The 17,606-nt window shown below is 44.8% G+C and carries 17 protein-coding genes and 2 tRNA genes; 9 read left to right on the forward strand and 10 right to left on the reverse strand.

The annotated features are described in order from the left end of the window. Nucleotides 1-47 precede the first annotated feature (47 nt). Nucleotides 48-1,238 carry a cupin domain-containing protein gene (locus C8D85_RS06005; protein ID WP_133560572.1) on the forward strand — a complete coding sequence of 397 codons (1,191 nt, stop codon included), beginning with the start codon at nucleotides 48-50 and terminating at the stop codon, nucleotides 1,236-1,238. A 4-nt stretch (nucleotides 1,239-1,242) separates the two neighbouring features. After that, nucleotides 1,243-1,659 carry a GNAT family N-acetyltransferase gene (locus tag C8D85_RS06010; protein WP_133560574.1) on the forward strand — a complete coding sequence of 139 codons (417 nt, stop codon included), beginning with the start codon at nucleotides 1,243-1,245 and terminating at the stop codon, nucleotides 1,657-1,659. 68 nt (nucleotides 1,660-1,727) lie between these two features. Here C8D85_RS06010 and bamJ read toward each other — a convergent pair whose 3' ends face one another. After that, nucleotides 1,728-2,348: a BamJ family beta-barrel-assembly machinery protein gene (bamJ, locus tag C8D85_RS06015; protein ID WP_133560576.1), complete on the reverse strand. Its 621-nt coding sequence runs from the start codon at nucleotides 2,346-2,348 to the stop codon at nucleotides 1,728-1,730. A gap of 150 nt (nucleotides 2,349-2,498) precedes the next feature. Between bamJ and C8D85_RS18070 the strand changes: the two genes are divergently transcribed. The 3 genes from C8D85_RS18070 to C8D85_RS06025 all read left to right on the forward strand — a co-directional run bounded on the left by C8D85_RS18070 (nucleotide 2,499) and on the right by C8D85_RS06025 (nucleotide 5,230). Next, nucleotides 2,499-2,651 (forward strand): hypothetical protein, encoded by a 153-nt coding sequence (locus C8D85_RS18070; protein WP_162847545.1) that lies wholly within the window; start codon nucleotides 2,499-2,501, stop codon nucleotides 2,649-2,651. An 82-nt stretch (nucleotides 2,652-2,733) separates the two neighbouring features. Continuing rightward, nucleotides 2,734-3,219: a universal stress protein gene (locus C8D85_RS06020; protein ID WP_133560578.1), complete on the forward strand. Its 486-nt coding sequence runs from the start codon at nucleotides 2,734-2,736 to the stop codon at nucleotides 3,217-3,219. Nucleotides 3,220-3,292: 73 nt separating this feature from the next. Continuing rightward, nucleotides 3,293-5,230 carry a DNA topoisomerase III gene (locus C8D85_RS06025; protein ID WP_133560580.1) on the forward strand — a complete coding sequence of 646 codons (1,938 nt, stop codon included), beginning with the start codon at nucleotides 3,293-3,295 and terminating at the stop codon, nucleotides 5,228-5,230. Here C8D85_RS06025 and C8D85_RS06030 read toward each other — a convergent pair. The 5 genes from C8D85_RS06030 to exaC all read right to left on the reverse strand — a co-directional run bounded on the left by C8D85_RS06030 (nucleotide 5,227) and on the right by exaC (nucleotide 11,050). Continuing rightward, nucleotides 5,227-5,844: a LysE family translocator gene (locus tag C8D85_RS06030; RefSeq protein ID WP_133560583.1), complete on the reverse strand. Its 618-nt coding sequence runs from the start codon at nucleotides 5,842-5,844 to the stop codon at nucleotides 5,227-5,229. The genes C8D85_RS06025 and C8D85_RS06030 overlap by 4 nt on opposite strands. Nucleotides 5,845-5,944: 100 nt before the next feature. Then, the gene (locus C8D85_RS06035) at nucleotides 5,945-6,733 is read right to left on the reverse strand and encodes a hypothetical protein (RefSeq protein ID WP_133560585.1); all 789 of its coding nucleotides are present in this window, start codon (nucleotides 6,731-6,733) and stop codon (nucleotides 5,945-5,947) included. A 69-nt stretch (nucleotides 6,734-6,802) separates the two neighbouring features. Beyond that, on the reverse strand, nucleotides 6,803-7,501 hold the full coding sequence (locus C8D85_RS06040; RefSeq protein ID WP_133560587.1) for a hypothetical protein: 699 nt from the start codon (nucleotides 7,499-7,501) through the stop codon (nucleotides 6,803-6,805). A 104-nt stretch (nucleotides 7,502-7,605) separates the two neighbouring features. Then, entirely contained in the window at nucleotides 7,606-9,174 is a 1,569-nt protein-coding gene (locus C8D85_RS06045; RefSeq protein WP_133560589.1) for an inorganic phosphate transporter, read from the reverse strand. A 358-nt stretch (nucleotides 9,175-9,532) separates the two neighbouring features. Then, nucleotides 9,533-11,050, reverse strand: coding sequence for an acetaldehyde dehydrogenase ExaC (gene exaC, locus C8D85_RS06050; protein ID WP_133560591.1), 1,518 nt, complete (start codon nucleotides 11,048-11,050; stop codon nucleotides 9,533-9,535). Between the two features lie 201 nt (nucleotides 11,051-11,251). On the opposite strand from exaC, the gene C8D85_RS06055 reads away from it, so the two are divergent. After that, nucleotides 11,252-12,151 carry a helix-turn-helix domain-containing protein gene (locus C8D85_RS06055; RefSeq protein ID WP_133560593.1) on the forward strand — a complete coding sequence of 300 codons (900 nt, stop codon included), beginning with the start codon at nucleotides 11,252-11,254 and terminating at the stop codon, nucleotides 12,149-12,151. A gap of 120 nt (nucleotides 12,152-12,271) precedes the next feature. Then, nucleotides 12,272-13,495, forward strand: a complete 1,224-nt coding sequence (locus tag C8D85_RS06060; RefSeq protein WP_133560595.1) for an MFS transporter — start codon at nucleotides 12,272-12,274, stop codon at nucleotides 13,493-13,495. Between the two features lie 102 nt (nucleotides 13,496-13,597). Here the strand turns inward: C8D85_RS06060 and C8D85_RS06065 are convergent. Both C8D85_RS06065 and C8D85_RS06070 read right to left on the reverse strand, forming a co-directional pair. Then, nucleotides 13,598-13,682: transfer RNA gene (locus C8D85_RS06065), tRNA-Leu, on the reverse strand. Between the two features lie 144 nt (nucleotides 13,683-13,826). Further along, nucleotides 13,827-13,911, reverse strand: a tRNA-Leu gene (locus tag C8D85_RS06070). 180 nt (nucleotides 13,912-14,091) lie between these two features. Between C8D85_RS06070 and C8D85_RS06075 the strand changes: the two genes are divergently transcribed. Beyond that, on the forward strand, nucleotides 14,092-14,970 hold the full coding sequence (locus C8D85_RS06075; RefSeq protein ID WP_133560597.1) for a carboxylate/amino acid/amine transporter: 879 nt from the start codon (nucleotides 14,092-14,094) through the stop codon (nucleotides 14,968-14,970). 79 nt (nucleotides 14,971-15,049) lie between these two features. Here the strand turns inward: C8D85_RS06075 and folE are convergent, their stop codons facing one another. Beyond that, nucleotides 15,050-15,733, reverse strand: coding sequence for a GTP cyclohydrolase I FolE (gene folE / locus C8D85_RS06080; protein ID WP_133560599.1), 684 nt, complete (start codon nucleotides 15,731-15,733; stop codon nucleotides 15,050-15,052). 56 nt (nucleotides 15,734-15,789) lie between these two features. Then, a complete protein-coding gene (folM, locus tag C8D85_RS06085; protein ID WP_133560601.1) occupies nucleotides 15,790-16,554 on the reverse strand; it encodes a dihydromonapterin reductase in 765 nt (254 codons plus the stop codon). A gap of 114 nt (nucleotides 16,555-16,668) precedes the next feature. On the opposite strand from folM, the gene C8D85_RS06090 reads away from it, so the two are divergent. Then, nucleotides 16,669-17,565, forward strand: a complete 897-nt coding sequence (locus C8D85_RS06090) for a dienelactone hydrolase family protein (protein WP_133560603.1) — start codon at nucleotides 16,669-16,671, stop codon at nucleotides 17,563-17,565. The last annotated feature ends 41 nt before the right edge of the window (nucleotides 17,566-17,606 follow it).

Consider the following 17,606-nt stretch of genomic DNA (forward strand, 5'->3'; position numbering starts at 1 on the left):
ACAAAGAGCCGTTTTCTAACGGCTCTTTTTTTTGATGAGAACTGACTATGAATATCGATACGCCACTGACCATTCTCGCTGGCATGAGCGCAAAAACCTTCTACCAAGAGTACTGGCAAAAAAAACCTTTGCTGATCCGAGGAGGTGCAAAAGACATTGATCTGCCTATTGCTGCAGATGAGTTGGCTGGCCTGTCCATGGAAGACGAAGTGGAATCTCGTATCGTTATTGAACAAGGCGAGACACCTTGGCAATTACTGCAAGGCCCTTTTAACGAGGATACCTTTGCCACCCTGCCGGAGCGAGAATGGACGCTTTTAGTCCAAGCGGTAGATCATTGGGTGCCTGAAGTACAGACGTTGAAAGAACGCTTTCACTTTCTACCCAGTTGGCGCGTCGATGATGTGATGGTCAGCTACGCCACTGAAGGCGGTAGCGTCGGCCCTCATTACGATCAATACGACGTTTTTTTAGTCCAAATGGCAGGCAAGCGCCGCTGGCAAGTGCTCGCACCGGAGCAATATCAAGATTCAAATATTGAAGGCATCAAGCTTCATATTTTAGATAACTTTGATGTCGATCCAGAGCAAGATTATGAGCTGGAAGCAGGCGATATCTTATATTTGCCGCCTAACTTTGCGCATAACGGCCGAGCGTTAGATAGCGAATGCATGACCTTTTCTGTTGGCTTCCGAGCGCCCTCGGTACAAGCAGCTCTTCAAGGTATCACGGATAAGCTCTGCGAAGACATTAACGAAAAGAACCGTTTCGCAGCACCTGAGCCACTGGAACGTGACCATCATGCACAAATCCAAAACAGTGATATTGAACACCTAAGACAGAAACTGCTGACGTTAATCGACTCTCCGACTGAGTTAGCGAATTGGCTTGGTGAAACCATGAGTGAAAGCAAGTACCCAGAGTACAGTGCACAACTTAATGATGAAGAACTTGCGGAAACCTTCGCCCAAGCACAAAACGGCGATACCTTTATCCGACCGGGTGATGCACGTCTCTGTTATTATCTAAATGATGCAGAGTCCACTTGCACACTATACTGTAATGGCAACGCCCTAAAACTGGATGCCGACTTGGTTGATTTTGTCCAAGCGATTTGTGACCAAGAAGAATTCGATTTCAGTGGGTTGGACCTAACAAAACACCCTCAACTACCTGACACATTGCGCTTTTTGCTTCAGCATCAAGCCATTGTCGCATTGCCCTACGAGGACGAGTAACGGCATGAAAGTACTGACATCTGATTGGAACAGTAGTAAAGCACAATTAACCTTTGTTCGCCGACAGGTATTCATCATCGAACACGGTATTGATGAACAGGATGAATGGGATGGTAAAGATGAAGACGCCGTTCATTTCGTTGCTTTTGGCACAACTGCGGTTCCGGTCGGTGTCTGTCGCCTGACTTCAGATGGACAAATAGGCCGATTGGCGGTACTCCCTAATTATCGCCACCAAGGAAATGGTAACCTATTACTGCGCAAAGCGATTCAAGTAGCGCGAGAAATGCAGCTCCAGCAGGTATTTTTGCACGCGATGGTGGATGTGCAGATCTTCTATCAAACTCACGGTTTTAAAACCGATGGCAAGATTTTTATGGAAGCCGGCAAACCACACGTCAAAATGGTGCGGGACATCTAGCGCGTGTTGGATGTTTTGCAAGACAAAAAAATAGGAGCCGAGGCTCCTATTTTTATGGGTATGGTTGATTAAACGATAGCGATTAGCTCAACGTCAAATACCAATACAGAATGTGGTTTGATCATCGCACCAGCACCTTGAGCACCGTAAGCAAGATCAGAAGGAATTGCAAAGCGGTACTTAGCGCCTTCCTTCATTAGTTGAAGACCTTCAGTCCAACCAGCAATAACGCCAGCTAGCGGGAACTCAATCGGCTCACCACGAGCGATAGAGCTGTCGAATACCTGACCGTCAACTAGACGACCTTCGTAGTGAACACGAACAGTAGAAGACGCAACAGGTTGATTTCCTGTACCTTCTTCGATCACTTCAAACTGAAGACCAGATTCAGTAACTTGAACACCTTCGCGTGCTTTGTTCTCAGCAAGGAAAGCTTCGCCTTCTGCAACAGTTTCTGCAGCCGCTGCTTTAGACTTTGCTTCCATTTTTTCTTGAAGCTCAGCAAAAGCCGCTTCAAGTTCTGCCGCTGGAACTGCCATTGGCTGCTCGTTTAGCGCATCTTTAATAGCTGCAAATAGGTGATCCAAAGATAGTTCACCAAGGTCGCTACCACGTAGCTGATCACCGATCTGACGACCGATACCGTACGCGATTTTCGCTTCGTTTGTGTCAAAAGACAGTTCAGACATAATGTAATCTCTTTTGTGTCGTTATAAATTCGGCGGCAAGGATACCATAACCACTTAACAATGCCGACAACCAGGTTAGAAACAAACTATAGACTTCATTAATGATATTAATTATCATTTACTATAGATATCATTAACAGGAAGCAAATCATGAAAAAAATCGTTTCTTCCCTAATTACCCCGACACAAGCTCAACAAAAGTGGAGCACGATCGCCTTCGTTGGAGCGATCCTGACAATTGCTGCATTCGGCTTCATTGCTGACGGTTACTACGACAGTATGAATCAGAAGAATATTTTATAAGTCGGAAGCCCTATTGATGTAAGTCACTTCAATTTAGTCAATAAGGATTAGACTACATTTTATCCGAGTGAGGAGAAAAGTGATGCTACCGAAAATCAATACAATCTTATATGCCTGTGATTTAGAGCCAAAAACAACTCAAGCCATGGAACTGGTCATGAACCTTGCGATTTCTAATCAGGCAAAAGTCGTTCTTATGCATGCTATGGAACCTATTAGTGCCCAAGCTGCTAATATGATTCATAACTACATGTCAGAACAGACAGTCAAAACCATGCGCGATGAAGCCGTACAATCTGTCAAAGAACGTATGACGACTTACCTTGCAGAGTTTACTCAAACTCACGCTGACGACATGAACAACTTAAGTGAAACACCGCGAATCGAGGTGGTAAACGGCGTTCCAGCCGAAGCCATTGAGAAAACAGCTGAGAAAGTTGGTGCTGATCTCATTGTTATGAATAGTCGCACACACAGCAAAATCGGTCAGATGGTGATCGGCTCGACGGCCAACAAGGTTGTCCACCACAGCCGTATTCCCGTTCTCGTCGTACCGATTATTAAGTAAAAACGACGACAATAGACTTGGATGCACAAAATACTGTATAAATAACCATACACGTAATAATCTTTGTGCATCCATGATCTTATACATCGCTGAAAAACCAAGCCTTGCACGCGCGATTGCTAGTGCCCTTCCCAAGCCTCAGAAAAAACATGATGGTTATATTGAATTACCTAATGGTGATTGTGTCACTTGGTGTATTGGCCATTTGCTAGAATTAGCAGAACCTCAAGATTACGCTCCCCATTACAAACAATGGCAGCTAGACCACTTACCTATTGTTCCACAAGAGTGGCAGTGGAAGGCCAAAAGCAACACAAAAAAACAGCTCGGTGTGGTTAGAAAACTGCTCAAAAATACTCAGCAAATAGTCCATGCAGGCGACCCTGACCGCGAAGGTCAACTCCTTGTTGATGAAGTATTACATTTCGCGAAGGTCCCAAAATACAAACTTGATCAAACCCAGCGTCTTTTGATTAGCGACCTAACGCCGGCGGCCGTAAAAAAGTCACTCAATAAGCTTCGTTTAAATTCTGAATTCGCCGCCCTGTCACGCTCCGCACTGGCCCGCTCTAGAGCTGATTGGCTATATGGTATCAATCTAACACGAGCCTATACCGTAAAAGGACGACAAGCGGGTTACAACGGTGTGCTATCGGTTGGGCGTGTGCAAACACCAGTTCTTGGGCTCGTAGTGAAACGCGACAAAGAACGTGAAGCATTTGTCGCGAAAGACTTCTATCAGGTGATTGCGCACCTTGAAACGGACTCATTTCCATTTCAAGCGAAATGGCAACCGAGTGAAGCCTGCGCACCTTATCAAGATGAAGAAGGACGAGTGCTCAGTCGCCCCCTTGCAGAAAACGTGGCTCGACGGATCACCGATAAACCAGGTTTTGTAAAACAGTTTGATAAGACACCCAAAAAGCAAAATGCTCCATTGCCTTACAATCTTTCAGCGTTGCAAATAGATGCGGCAAAAGCCTTCTCCATGAATGCTCAGAAGGTACTCGACACATGCCAAGCGCTCTACGAGCGTCACCAAATGATCACTTACCCGCGCTCAGATTGCCGCTACTTACCAACAGAACAGTTTGCCCAAGCAAGTAGCATCGTATCAAAACTTAAAGAGATGTCTTTGCCATATCAAACGGCTGCGCAACAAGCAAACCCCACACAGAAAAGTAAAGCGTGGAATGACAAGCAGGTTGGGGCACACCACGCGATCATTCCCACTCAACAATTAAGTGCTTTTCCAAAATTAAGCGCAGATGAAAGAAAAATTTTTGAACTGATCGCACGTCAGTACCTGATTCAGTTCATGCCTGCATACGAGTATTTAGCGACCAAGATTGTGGTAGAAATTGAAGGTGGTCAGTTTATCGCACAAGGTGTCACTGTGATCAATGAAGGTTGGAAATCACTGATGCCAAGGAGCAAAAAAGAAGAACCCGAGCTACCACAGTTAACCGTCAATCAAACGCTACATTGTCGCGTTGGTGAAGTACTTGAAAAACAAACAACACCACCTGATGCATTTACCGATGCAACCTTGTTGGCTGCCATGACGGGGATAAATCGGTTTGTAAGCGATAAAGCAATCAAGGCGATATTGAAAGAAACCGATGGCTTAGGTACCGAAGCAACCAGAGCTGGCATTATTGAATTACTGTTTAAACGCGGCTTTCTACAACGAGAAGGTAAGCAGATTCATGCCACGGCAGCAGGAAGAGCGCTGATCGACGCCCTTCCTGAAAGCACTACCGTTCCTGATATGACGGCAAAATGGGAAGCGATGCTTAATGACATTAGCTTAAACCAGCAGTCATATCAGCACTTTATGCATGAGCTTGAAGACGCTCTCAACACCCTAATTCAAACTGCGAAAACGGGCAACATGACAGCTTTCGCGTCTCTTCCAAAGCAAGCAGCGAAACCTTTTACAAAGAAGAAGAGCACATCAAAAAAGCGCAACTACACTCGAAAGAAATCAACCAAAGAGACAAAGCGTTAACCGAATGCGAGCCAGATACCCACACCTAACATTAGGGAACCCGCAATTCGGTTCATAATACGAACGTTGCCACTTTTCAGTAGCAAGGAACGCAACGTTCGCCCACCCGATGCGTAAATGAGCAAGCAACAAAACTCTAGGGCAAGAATCACGGTGATCAGACTGAATAATTGCTGTCCTAAAGGTTCATCCGCCTGTAAAAAAGGCGGCAGTAACGCAACAAAGAAAGCCCATCCTTTGGGGTTAGCGATGGCAGTAACAAAGCCTTGGGAGATTAGCTCAAATACACTAGCCGGACGCGTATTCTCTTCGGTTTTGATCGCCATTTTCCCTCGTGATAACCACATCTGGACACCCAAATACGCAAGGTAAGCCCCCCCCACATATTTAAATAACACGAAGAAAGTTGGGTAGTTTAACAACAGGGCAGCCACACCAATAGACGACAATAGTGCGACCAAGCCGACACCAGTCAGCTCGCCCAACATCATCCACAACGAGCGTTTTACGCCGATAGTCATACCAAGCGTCATGGCTAACGTCATGCACATACCTGGTGTAATCGAGACAAAGAAGAACGTCGGAACGAAAACCGACAAGAGCGCCAAACTCATACTTTATTCCATAAAGTTAAAGAAAAGATCGAGGTAAATTGCCAGATCTTATGACTGGCGACAATGAGGAAATAATGAAAAAATCGTCATCCTAGACAGGTTAAAAATGTTTCTTACGCTGAAACTCTCCGTCTTCCATGAACCGCTGCCACTCGTTATCGAGCTCTTCTTCTGCTTCGTTGTCACCTTGCTCTTCAGCCTCTAACTCAGCCTCTCTTTGCTGCAAGGCCATGTCGTCTTGAATTTCTTGGATCGTTTCAACAAATTTATTAATTAACTCTGCGGCTTCAGGCTTTTCTTCAATGGGCTTTAGTTGGTTAATCGCTTCTTGATATTCATTGATGGCATCATCCATTTTTTGGGTCAAAAAGAACTGACGAGCAAGGTAAGAATGATGATCAGCGTTTACCTTATAACGAAACCAGTGCAGCATTTCATCAAACCGAGCAAAAGACTCATCATCAATCTGCTTGTTACTCTTGGTAGATAACAAATAGCCATGAAAAGACTCAAATAAACGCTTCAGCTCCATGATCTGGATTTCATCCACGACAGGCTTAGCACGGCGTTTTTCCTTACTGGCTTGAAACTGGGACATTTCTTCTTGTAAAAAACGCCTACGCCTTGAAAGAGGCTCATCAGCTTGTATAGCCAATAGCTCATCACACAGGCCAATCATACGGCTGTATAGCCACAGGCGCATGTCCTTCGGCTGGTATTGAGCAGGCATTTCATCAAGGTAACGACGAACTTGGCGTAATTGATTATTAAGCAATGCTGCTTTACGCAAACGCTCTATGCGCGCTTGTTCTTTAAGCTGAAGATAGATAGCAAAAGCAATAAAGCCACCAATAATCAACAGCAGTAGCGTAACGATGATTGCTGTCATAAGTTCCGTTTTCCAAAGCGCCGTGATAGAAAGTTTATTTATATAACTTATTTCTTATATCAAAAGGACTTAGCTTACTCTAGCGCTTTTTCCAAATAATTCATTTTCAATGCGCTGAATGGTGCCATTCAAAGATTCAATGACCTGTCCAGCTTGCTCGAATGATGCAACTTTTTCCATTTCAGCAAGTGCCTGTCGAAGTTTATCCAGTGCCGCAGCTTTCTTATCCAGCTCTAAGCAGCCATCCGCTTCTTTCACTAGCAAGTCATGATGAGCCAGGTGAAAAAAGAACCGAATTTGAGTTACTTGGTCCTTTGCCGTAGCCTTATCCAATAAATCATTGGTCACCAGTCCTCTCAAAAGAAGGGGGAGCGCTTGTAGCCCTTGCTGAACTTGAGAAAGCTGAACATGAGTTTGAACACGGTCTTTTAGCGTCGCTTGTTGGCTGATTTTTAACTCTTCAAGCAGCTGTATAAAACCAGGTAATTCTGGCTCTAAGGATCGCCCCATTTTGTGGCGAATTAACGTCGAGATACTAGCGACAAGATACTCAACTAGTACTAATTTGGTCGTCAGGGGTATATAGCGATCCGTGATGATGTTCAGCAAGTCAGCAATGCGGCCACACCGCTTCTCAAGTTGCTCTAACTCCAGTTGTTGCTGAGCTTGACGTTGTTGGTAATATCGTAGCAACCCAATACAAACTAACACGACACCTAATGCTAGCGCGGCACTAACAACAATGGTTATAAGAAAACTCGTTGACACAAAAATACCGCCTCACACTTTCGTTTGATTCTTTGTTAAGCATATAAAAAAACCGACCATTATGCATGGTCGGTTTTTTAAGAATACTTTGTTTAGCTAGCGCATTACGCGACTGAGAAACCAAGTAGGGCGTAGAAAATAATCGCAGACAGTAGTGCCGATGCTGGAACAGTAATGATCCATGCTGCGGCAATGCGAAGTAGAGCCGAACGTTTAACCAACTCTTTCTTGGTCGCTTTCTTAAGGCTCTTACGCTCTTCTTTAGAAATCGGAGCAGCAGATTGCAGCGCTTTAACTTCACGAAGAATTGCACGCTTTTCCTCTACGTCGGCCATTTTGAAACGTTCTACGAACGCGTGGGTCTCATCTGCACCTAGGCCAGAACTTTCAGAATGTTTCTCAATCTGAGCAAGTTTCTTCTCGTATGACAGCTTCAAGTACTCACGAAGGAAACCAACACCGAAGATACCGCCTACCGCAATGTGCGTAGAACTTACTGGCAAACCTAACTGAGATGCAATGATTACAGTGATTGCCGCTGCCATTGCCACACAGAAAGCACGTGTCTTATCAAGTTCAGTGATTTCAGAGCCCACTGTCTTAATCAGCTTAGGACCAAACAACGCCAAGCCAATCGCGATACCAATACCACCTACTAACATTACCCATAATGGGATGGAAGCTTTAGACGATACACCACCGTGAAGCAAAGCATCGTTGATCGCAGCCAACGGCCCGATAGCGTTAGCAACATCGTTTGCACCGTGAGCGAAGCTTAATAGAGCTGCAGATACAATCAAGGGAATTGTAAACAAGCTATTAACGGCATCTTTTTCATTTTTCAGAGATGCAGCGGCACGATCTACCAATGGGCGAACAACGAAGTAAGCAGTCAGGGCAAGACCAAAGCCGATGATCAAAGCGGTAATAATGTCCAGCTTCCAGATCTTCTTAAGACCTTTCATCGCCAAGTAAGTAGCAAATGCCCACACCATTAACGATACCAATAGTGGAACCACTTTCTTAGCCGCCGAAATCATGTCACTTTGATAAGTGATCGAGCGCTTAATGTAAATCAAGAAGGTTGCCGCAATGATACCGCCCAACGCAGGAGAAATAACCCAGCTGGCAACAATGGCTCCAACTTGGCTCCAGTTAGCAATGCCCCAGCCACCTGCGGCAATACCAGCACCCATTACACCACCAACAATCGAGTGTGTCGTTGATACCGGAGCTCCTAGGTAAGTCGCTAAGTTCAGCCAAATTGCGCCCGCTAGCAATGCTGCCATCATCACCCAAATAAAGGTCGTCGCATCAGCGATCGCATTAGGATTAATGATACCTTTCTTAATCGTGCCAACGACACTGCCACCAGCAATGATTGCACCAGCCGCCTCAAAAATCGCAGCGATTAAGATCGCACCTGCCATAGACAGAGCTTTCGAACCTACCGCAGGGCCAACGTTGTTAGCAACGTCATTGGCACCGATATTCAGAGCCATGTAGGCACCAAACGCAGCGGCAATAGCTAGGATGGACACGTTAGAAACGCCTTCGCCGTGGCTGTAAGCATAAAAGCCTGCTACCAAAACGAACGCTAACGCGATAAGAATGCGGACAACTTCACTGCCGCGACTGGTCTTTGATTCTGAGCCGTAATTTGCAAGATCCATAAAAGAGTCATCTTAGGTTATTAAACGACACTGGTCGGCAAAAATGCCGAGTTACCCTTTCCCAAGTAACTACTCCAGCGATGCAAAAACTAATCCGTCATATTTCATAAAACTGAAACGTGCGCCATTCTACACTTAGAAGTTTTTCATAAAAACCCAAAGCTAGGCTAATTAAGAAAATTCCAATCAAAAAATTGCCACATGTTTCATTTTGGTGACATTTATATGTCTTTTATATGACAGAAATATTACAGGCAGTGTCATGTTACGAAATTAAATGTAAACAGCATAAAAAAAGCCCCCAGAGGGGGCTTAAAGAGTAGAATTGGGGGGCCAATTCTCAGGGTAACAAAGGGACTTAGAAGAAACCTAGAGGGTTGATATCATAGCTCACAAGCATGTTCTTCGTTTGTTGGTAGTGATCCAACATCATCTTGTGTGTTTCGCGACCTACGCCCGATTTCTTGTATCCACCAAACGCCGCGTGTGCTGGGTATTGGTGGTAGCAGTTCATCCAAACACGACCCGCTTCAATACCGCGCCCCATACGGTACGCAAGGTTTGTATCACGTGTCCAAACACCCGCACCAAGACCAAATTCCGTATCGTTCGCAATCGCAAGCGCTTCTGCTTCGTCTTTAAACGTTGTCACCGCTACAACAGGACCGAAGATCTCTTCTTGGAAGACACGCATGTCGTTTGAGCCTTTCAGAAGTGTTGGCTTGATGTAGTAGCCATCGTTAAAGCCATCAATTACTTCAGAATCACCACCAATCAGAACTTCAGCACCTTCATCGCGACCAATCTGCAGGTAGCTTAGGATCTTATCAAATTGCTCCTGTGAAGCTTGTGCACCAACCATTGTCTCTGTATCAAGTGGATTGCCGCGTTTTATTTGTCCAATACGTTCAATGACTAGCTTGATGAAATCATCATAAACATCTTCTTGAACCAACAAACGCGATGGACAAGTACACACTTCACCTTGGTTAAAGAATGCTAGAACTGTACCCTCAACACACTTGCTGATGAATTCATCTTCCGCATTCATGATATCTTTGAAGTAGATGTTTGGCGACTTGCCACCTAACTCTACAGTAGATGGGATAATGTTTTCTGCCGCACACTTCATGATGTGTGAACCAACAGGTGTTGAACCAGTGAAGGCGATTTTTGCAATGCGAGTGCTTGTAGCCAACGCTTGACCAGCCTCGGCACCGTAACCGTTAACGATGTTCAATACACCCGCTGGCAGTAAGTCTTTGATTAAATCAGCAAGCACTAGGATAGATGCTGGTGTCTGCTCAGCTGGTTTTAGAACTATACAGTTACCTGCAGCTAATGCTGGTGCAAGTTTCCATGCTGCCATCAGTAGCGGGAAGTTCCATGGGATGATTTGACCAACCACACCTAGAGGCTCGTGGAAGTGGTACGCAACGGTGTTTTCATCAATTTCACCGATTGAGCCTTCTTGTGCACGGACACAGCCCGCGAAATAACGGAAATGGTCCGCCGCTAATGGCACGTCAGCAGCTAGTGTTTCGCGTACTGCTTTACCGTTATCCCATGTTTCAGCAACCGCTAGAGTTTCTAGGTTCGCCTCAATGCGATCAGCAATTTTAAGTAGAATATTTGAACGCGCTTGAACAGATGTTTTTGCCCAAGCCGCTTTGGCTTCATGAGCTGCGTCAAGAGCAAGATTGATATCTTCTTCAGTAGATCGAGGGATGCGGCAGAAAGGTTTACCATCAACCGGACTAACGTTATCGAAGTACTGACCTTTAACTGGTGCTACCCATTCGCCACCAATAAAGTTTTCGTACTGTTCGTTAAAGGTTACAACACTGCCTTCAGAACCTGGTTTAGCATAGATCATACTGTTTACTCCGTTATTGTTGTTTTGTTTTATACTTAACAATGCTTTTCAATGTAGACCTATGAATGACAACTTACTTGCCTGTGAGTCTAAAAAACTTGACTGCCAGTCCATAAAAGTTGACCACCCACTATAATTTGGGTTAATCATATTCCAGCGTTCTGAAAACACCGCCATCAAACAACAATTAAAGAGGTGTGTATGTCTCATCCGATTACAAGCTTATCTATGCATCGACAGCCGACTGAGCTTGTTGAGAATAGAGTTTGTTTTGCAGGGCCTCATTCCGAGCTAAGTATTTATGATACCTATGAGCAAGCAAACAAAGTCAGCCTAAAGTCAGATGCACTGCTTTATTGTGGCATGGTGACAGGCGCGAAAGTGATGCACACTCGCCATGAGCAAAACATTGCATTTATGCCGCATGAGTCCTTTATCCTTGCTCCAAAAGAAGAAGTCTTTATTGACTTCCCCGAAGCTCAATTAGACCGCCCTACAACCTGCTTAACCGTCGAAATATCCCAAGAGCGGATTGCTCAGATTTGTGATCGCATGAACGATGTCAACAATGTCGACGGTTTGTCGCCCATTGATCCGAATAAGCCATTGCATACCTTACACACCCAGGGAACACAGCAAGTCTTGGACCGATTAGTCAGTGATTTTGTCCAAAATGATCCCGATCGGGATTTGTTGGTGGATTTTGGGGTAAGTGAATTAGTCACGCGAATTTTGCGCCACCATGGCAGAGAAGCTTTCCTACAATTTACCAAGACTATGCCAGACGCAAATGGACTAACTAATGCATTGAGTTTTATCGAAGCAAACCTTGCACACCCTTTGGACATTGATCATTTAAGTAAATTAGCGTGCATGAGCCGTAGTCGCTTTTATCAAGCTTTTAAACGCCACCTCGGCTGCACGCCCAATGAATATCAGCACCAACGTCGCATGAATGTAGCGCTAAGCTTCTTGAAACAACGTCGCTCTGTTACTGAAGTCAGTATGGAACTTGGCTACCAAAGCCTAAGCCACTTTAGCCGTCGCTTCCATCAGCACTTCGGCCTTTCACCTAGACAAGTCCAGAATCAACTTAACTGAACCTCTACTCTTCACGAGAAATGAAAAAAGCATAAAGAGAGCATTCGCAGAATGTTCTCTGGCATTGCCCAAAGTAGTTGATATGATTCACTATCTCTCATCTTCTTGCCAAAGGTTGCCATGTCATCTATCCCCTCTTCTCTACTGAAACAAAAGAACTTTGTCCATTTTTGGATAGGTCAGATTGCATCCTCTTTTGCATTCCAAATGTTAAGCGTAGGCATTGGTTGGCAAATATACGATCTAACCGATAGTGCTATGGCCCTTGGGCTCGTCGGTCTTTTTCAGTTTCTACCGCAACTACTCTTAACACTGGTAGTAGGGCATGTGGCCGACCGCTATAACCGGCGCATTATTTGTATTTGCACACGTTTAACCATGGCATCAACTGTCGGTGTGCTCGCATACGGAAATTTAACCGATACTATTTCAGCACAAATGATCTATAGCTGTGCGGTTATGATGGGAACAGCACGGGCTTTTGAGATGCCTGCCGGCCAAGCTATTTTACCGAACTTAATTCCCCCCGCCCTACTATCAAGAGCCGTTAGCGCTATCGCCTCTGCACGCGAAATTTCAGTCATCGCTGGCCCCGCGCTTGGGGGCGTAATTTACTTACTTGGCGCGCCCACACTTTATTTGACCAGCATGGTTTGCTTTCTTGTCTCCTGCTGCATCTTATTTTTCTTACACTACAACTATGTCGCAAAAGCTAAGCAACCGGTTGATTTACATCATTTATTGGGTGGCCTTCGCTTTATCAAGAACAACAAACTCATATTAGGCTCTGTTTCCTTAGATATGTTTGCCGTACTGCTCGGTGGTGCAACGGCTTTATTACCTATCGTTGCAAAGGACATTCTACATACTGGCCCATGGGGACTGGGCCTATTACGCTGTGCGCCCGCAGTTGGCGCTTTACTCATGTCAGTGTATTTAGCAAGACACCCATTAACTCATAGTGTGGGAAAAATCATGTATATCGCTGTGGCGACCTTTGGTGCGGCCACTATTCTATTTGGCTTATCAGAGCATTTAATTCTATCGATGATTGCTTTGTTTATCTTAGGGGCATCAGACATGATCAGCGTAGTAATCCGTTCAACCCTGGTACAGCTGGAGACACCTGATGATATGCGTGGTCGTGTTAGCGCAGCCAATTCGATTTTTATCGGCAGCTCTAATCAATTAGGCGAATTTGAATCCGGAGCAACGGCGGCACTGTTTGGCGTTGTTCCAGCGATCGTTTTAGGGGGCTTTGGCACAATCGCAGTGGTAGGTATCTGGATGTATCTCTTCCCCAGCTTATTGCATCGAAACACACTGGAAAACGAAGAGAAATAACTAAATAAAACTTGTGTGATCGGCTAAATAATAAAAGTTCAACAACAATAAGTTTTAGGCATAAAAAAAGCTGATCTATTTCTAGATCAGCTTTTTTAAATTTGGTGCGGAAGGAGAGACTCGAACTCTCACGCCGTGAAGCACTGGAACCTAAATCCAGCGTGTCTACCAATTCCACCACTCCCGCAAGGAATGACGCGTATTATAGATAAGTGCGCCATGAGGTCAAGCGAATACTCTCTAATTTTTCACAAGAGAAATCACTTTAAAATCAAATATCTACTAGTTAAAACCCAAAAAGGCCGATCGGAACGATCGGCCTTTTTAAATTTGGTGCGGAAGGAGAGACTCGAACTCTCACGCCGTGAAGCACTGGAACCTAAATCCAGCGTGTCTACCAATTCCACCACTCCCGCAAGGAGTGGTGCGTATTATATGGAAAGGTCTCATGAGGTCAAGGGAATTATTTAAAGTTTTTTAACAAAGCAAAAAATAGATCGAGACGCATACTTTAGTAAACCTCATTTTACGTGACTAGTTTACTAAATAACTCATGCTATCTATACTCGCGCGACGTATTCGAGGAGCTTACAAAGATGTGGATTTTACTGGCAATGACAGGGCTTTGGGCCTTTTCTTTTAGCCTGATAGGAGTGTATTTAGCAGGTCAAGTTGACTCTTGGTTCTCTGTCTTAATGCGAGTGACGTTAGCGATGCTGGTCTTCCTTCCTTTTATGAAGTTTCGCCAAACACCGCGACCGCTGGCAATAAAGTTGATGCTGATAGGGGCCTGCCAGCTTGGCATCATGTACGGGTTTTACTACCAGTCTTTCCTTCACCTATCAGTGCCAGAAGTATTGCTATTCACTGTTATGACACCAATTTACATTGCGCTGATCAATGATATTTTGGAAAAGCGTTTTCATCCTGGCTACATCGTTAGTGCCATCATTGCTGTTTTAGGCGCCGTTGGCATACGCTATCAAGGAATAGATGAAGGCTTCATTCAAGGATTTCTTCTCGTTCAGGGTGCCAACCTATGTTTTGGTTTAGGCCAAGTCTGCTATAAGCGCTTAATGGCAAATCAAACCTCCGAACTGCCTCAACTAACGTTATTTGGCTGGTTCTTTATTGGCGCTTTTTTAGTGGTACTGCCTTGCTTTGCATTATTGGGTAATACAGAGAAGCTACCAACCACCACTTTACAATGGAGTATTCTTGTATACCTAGGTGTTATCGCATCGGGTTTCGGTTACTTTGCTTGGAACAAAGGCGCTACATTGGTAAATGTGGGAGCATTGGCCGTTGCTAACAACCTCTTGATCCCTGCCGGCATCCTAGTGAACGTACTATTCTGGAACCGTGATGCTGATATCATTCGTTTGGCATTTGGTGGCGGTATTATTATTTTTGCCCTGTATCTCAATGAGTGGTTTGTTAAGCAAAAGGACCGCGCTCAATTAGCAGTTAGCTAGGCCCCTTCTCCTATGCATAAAATACAAAGGGGACACTAGGTCCCCTTTGAAATACTGACTCAAACATGTTCAAGCCACTTTATTTGGCTAAAAACTCACTACGTGTTTTATCACTTCGCTTAAACAGACCGCCTAGTGCAGTAGTTTGGGTCGATGAACTCGCATCCATAACACCACGAGCTTTAACACAGTAATGTGTCGCATCGATACTCACCGCAACGTTATCGGTTTCTAACAACGTTTGCAGCGTAACAAGTACCTGCTGAGTTAGTCGCTCTTGCACCTGAGGTCGCTGACCGAAAAAGCGCACGATACGATTTATTTTAGAAAGGCCAATAATTTTGTTTTTTGGTAAATACGCAACTTTTGCCAACCCATCAATCGTCACAAAATGATGTTCACAGGTACTAGTGAAAGAGATATCGCTCACCTTCACCATCTCATCCACTTTCATCTTATTCTCGATCACTGTGATCTTAGGAAACTGGCTGTAATCCAAGCCAGAAAAGATCTCTTTCACGTACATCTTAGCGATACGATGAGGTGTTTCACATAAACTGTCGTCGGTTAAGTCCAAACCCAGTGTGTAAACAACATCTTCAAATGCTGACTTGATTCGCTGGTACTTTTCTTCAGTGGTTAAGCCGTTATCAATCATTGGCGTTTCTAGGCCATGCTTGATCAAAGCATCACGAACTTTAGAAGCCTCTGCTGAAAGTGCAAAAGGGCTAACGTTGCTTGTTTCTGCCATTGCAGTAGTCATATCGATACCTGTCTCACTAATTCGTCTAACATGTACTCAGTGCGCCCCAGCTTTAATTAAGCCAAATGACGACCGCCGTCTAAAGCCAAAGTACGCCCAGTCATGTAACGACTATTTAAGAGGTATTGTACCGCTGCAACCCCCTCCTGTTCACCTGGTTCTAGGCATAATAGCGATTTTTTTAATGCTTTCTGCTGATATTCCTTATTGTCACCTTCCTGAAACATCAATAAAGAAGGCGCGATAGCATTCACTTTTACCTTCGGCGCCAGCTGGCGAGAGAAGGATAAACTTAAATTAGCTAGGCCTGCTTTACTCGATGCGTACGCAATATGCTTATCACTGCCTTTTTCCGCAACAAAATCTGTTAAGTGAATGATGTCAGTTGCTTCACCTAAGCTTTCAGCGGCATGGCATAGCAAGTTCTTAAGTGACATATTTATCTGGTAAGGCGCTGCCACATGGACCTTCCACATTCTCTCCATTAATGCATACAGGTCTGATTCTTCCGACTCAGAGGACCAATCAGAAGCATTGTGTATGATGCTTCTAAGACCGGTGTATTCCGATTGGATTTGTGTAATGAGATCATCAAGCTGCCGCTTCGATGTAAAATCTGCCTGGATACAATGCACACCAAGGGAATTTAGCTCTTCTACCTCATGTGAGTGAGTGCGATAGCTCGTTACGACCAGCTCACCTTGAGCAACAAGGTGCTTAATAATCGCAAGGCCCAAGCGCCTCCCACCACCCGTTACCAAGTGAGGAAATCGAGTATTTGAAGCATCGGTATTGGAGTGGCGATCCGATTTACTGATCATTTACTAAGCTCTCTCATCCATTCTGAGTAAACATACGTAAAGAAACTTAGTCCGGTTTAATAAAATAGTCTAAATTTCATACTACCTTTCTGCACATTAGCTGATGGAGCACACATGAAAAATCGTTCAGATTTACCTTCTATTCCCCAAGCCGCATTTGACTGGTATGACGAATACGCCCACGGTGATATTGATCGTAGAACCTTTATTCGTCGACTATCGACTTTAGGGGTTGCAGGACTCACCGTTTCGGCCGTGTCATCGGCGTTGTTGCCAAACTACGCCATGGCGGAACAAGTCTCTTTCAATGACCCAGATATAACCGCCAAGTACATTGAGATCGACGCCCCTAGTGGTCATGGAAAAGCGGGAGGATATTTGGTCACACCGAATAAAGTAACCAAAGACAATCCAGCTCCTGCAGTATTAGTTGTGCATGAGAACCGAGGGTTAAACCCATATATAGAGGATGTCGCTCGTCGACTAGCGAAAGCTGGATTCGTTGCCTTTGCGCCGGATGCTCTCTTCCCTCTCGGCGGCTATCCTGGGAATGATGATGAAGGGCGAGCAATGCAGAAAACCTTAGATAGAGAGAAAATCCTAGGGGACTTCACTGATGCTGCCACGTACTTAAAATCGCAACCGATAACTACTGATAAGCTGGGGGTTGTCGGTTTTTGTTTTGGTGGGTACGTGTCTAACCAATTAGCGGCTTCTTGGCCTGAAATGATTAACGCTGCTGCTCCATTCTATGGCACTCCTCCTACAGCAGACCTACAAAGCATCAAAGGCCCATTACTATTACATTTCGCGGAGCTAGACCAACGAGTGAATGCGACTTGGCCTGATTATGAGAATGCCCTAAAGACACTAGGTGCTCAGTATGAAGCACACATGTACGAGCGTGTTAATCACGGGTTCCATAATGACTCTACTGCTCGCTACGATGAAAAAAGCGCTGAGTTAGCTTGGCAACGAACGTTAGACTTTTTCAATCAACATTTGAGCTAAAATGCGGTTCATGTAACCCTAGGCTACTTGCTCAGGGTTAC

Origin of the sequence: Marinomonas communis, assembly GCF_004363305.1 — a bacterium.
Lineage (GTDB): Bacteria > Pseudomonadota > Gammaproteobacteria > Pseudomonadales > Marinomonadaceae > Marinomonas > Marinomonas communis.

What these genes read in the sequence shown, in the direction of transcription:
- C8D85_RS06055 (WP_133560593.1), top strand. Translation starts at nt 11,252, where the DNA reads ATGTCTCATCCGATTACAAGCTTATCTATGCATCGACAGCCGACTGAG.
- C8D85_RS06060 (WP_133560595.1), top strand. Translation starts at nt 12,272, where the DNA reads ATGTCATCTATCCCCTCTTCTCTACTGAAACAAAAGAACTTTGTCCAT.
- C8D85_RS06010 (WP_133560574.1), top strand. Translation starts at nt 1,243, where the DNA reads ATGAAAGTACTGACATCTGATTGGAACAGTAGTAAAGCACAATTAACC.
- C8D85_RS06030 (WP_133560583.1), bottom strand. Translation starts at nt 5,844, where the DNA reads ATGAGTTTGGCGCTCTTGTCGGTTTTCGTTCCGACGTTCTTCTTTGTC.
- bamJ (WP_133560576.1), bottom strand. Translation starts at nt 2,348, where the DNA reads ATGTCTGAACTGTCTTTTGACACAAACGAAGCGAAAATCGCGTACGGT.
- folM (WP_133560601.1), bottom strand. Translation starts at nt 16,554, where the DNA reads ATGATCAGTAAATCGGATCGCCACTCCAATACCGATGCTTCAAATACT.
- exaC (WP_133560591.1), bottom strand. Translation starts at nt 11,050, where the DNA reads ATGATCTATGCTAAACCAGGTTCTGAAGGCAGTGTTGTAACCTTTAAC.
- C8D85_RS06025 (WP_133560580.1), top strand. Translation starts at nt 3,293, where the DNA reads ATGATCTTATACATCGCTGAAAAACCAAGCCTTGCACGCGCGATTGCT.
- C8D85_RS18070 (WP_162847545.1), top strand. Translation starts at nt 2,499, where the DNA reads ATGAAAAAAATCGTTTCTTCCCTAATTACCCCGACACAAGCTCAACAA.
- C8D85_RS06045 (WP_133560589.1), bottom strand. Translation starts at nt 9,174, where the DNA reads ATGGATCTTGCAAATTACGGCTCAGAATCAAAGACCAGTCGCGGCAGT.
- C8D85_RS06035 (WP_133560585.1), bottom strand. Translation starts at nt 6,733, where the DNA reads ATGACAGCAATCATCGTTACGCTACTGCTGTTGATTATTGGTGGCTTT.
- C8D85_RS06005 (WP_133560572.1), top strand. Translation starts at nt 48, where the DNA reads ATGAATATCGATACGCCACTGACCATTCTCGCTGGCATGAGCGCAAAA.
- C8D85_RS06020 (WP_133560578.1), top strand. Translation starts at nt 2,734, where the DNA reads ATGCTACCGAAAATCAATACAATCTTATATGCCTGTGATTTAGAGCCA.
- C8D85_RS06075 (WP_133560597.1), top strand. Translation starts at nt 14,092, where the DNA reads ATGTGGATTTTACTGGCAATGACAGGGCTTTGGGCCTTTTCTTTTAGC.
- folE (WP_133560599.1), bottom strand. Translation starts at nt 15,733, where the DNA reads ATGACTACTGCAATGGCAGAAACAAGCAACGTTAGCCCTTTTGCACTT.
- C8D85_RS06090 (WP_133560603.1), top strand. Translation starts at nt 16,669, where the DNA reads ATGAAAAATCGTTCAGATTTACCTTCTATTCCCCAAGCCGCATTTGAC.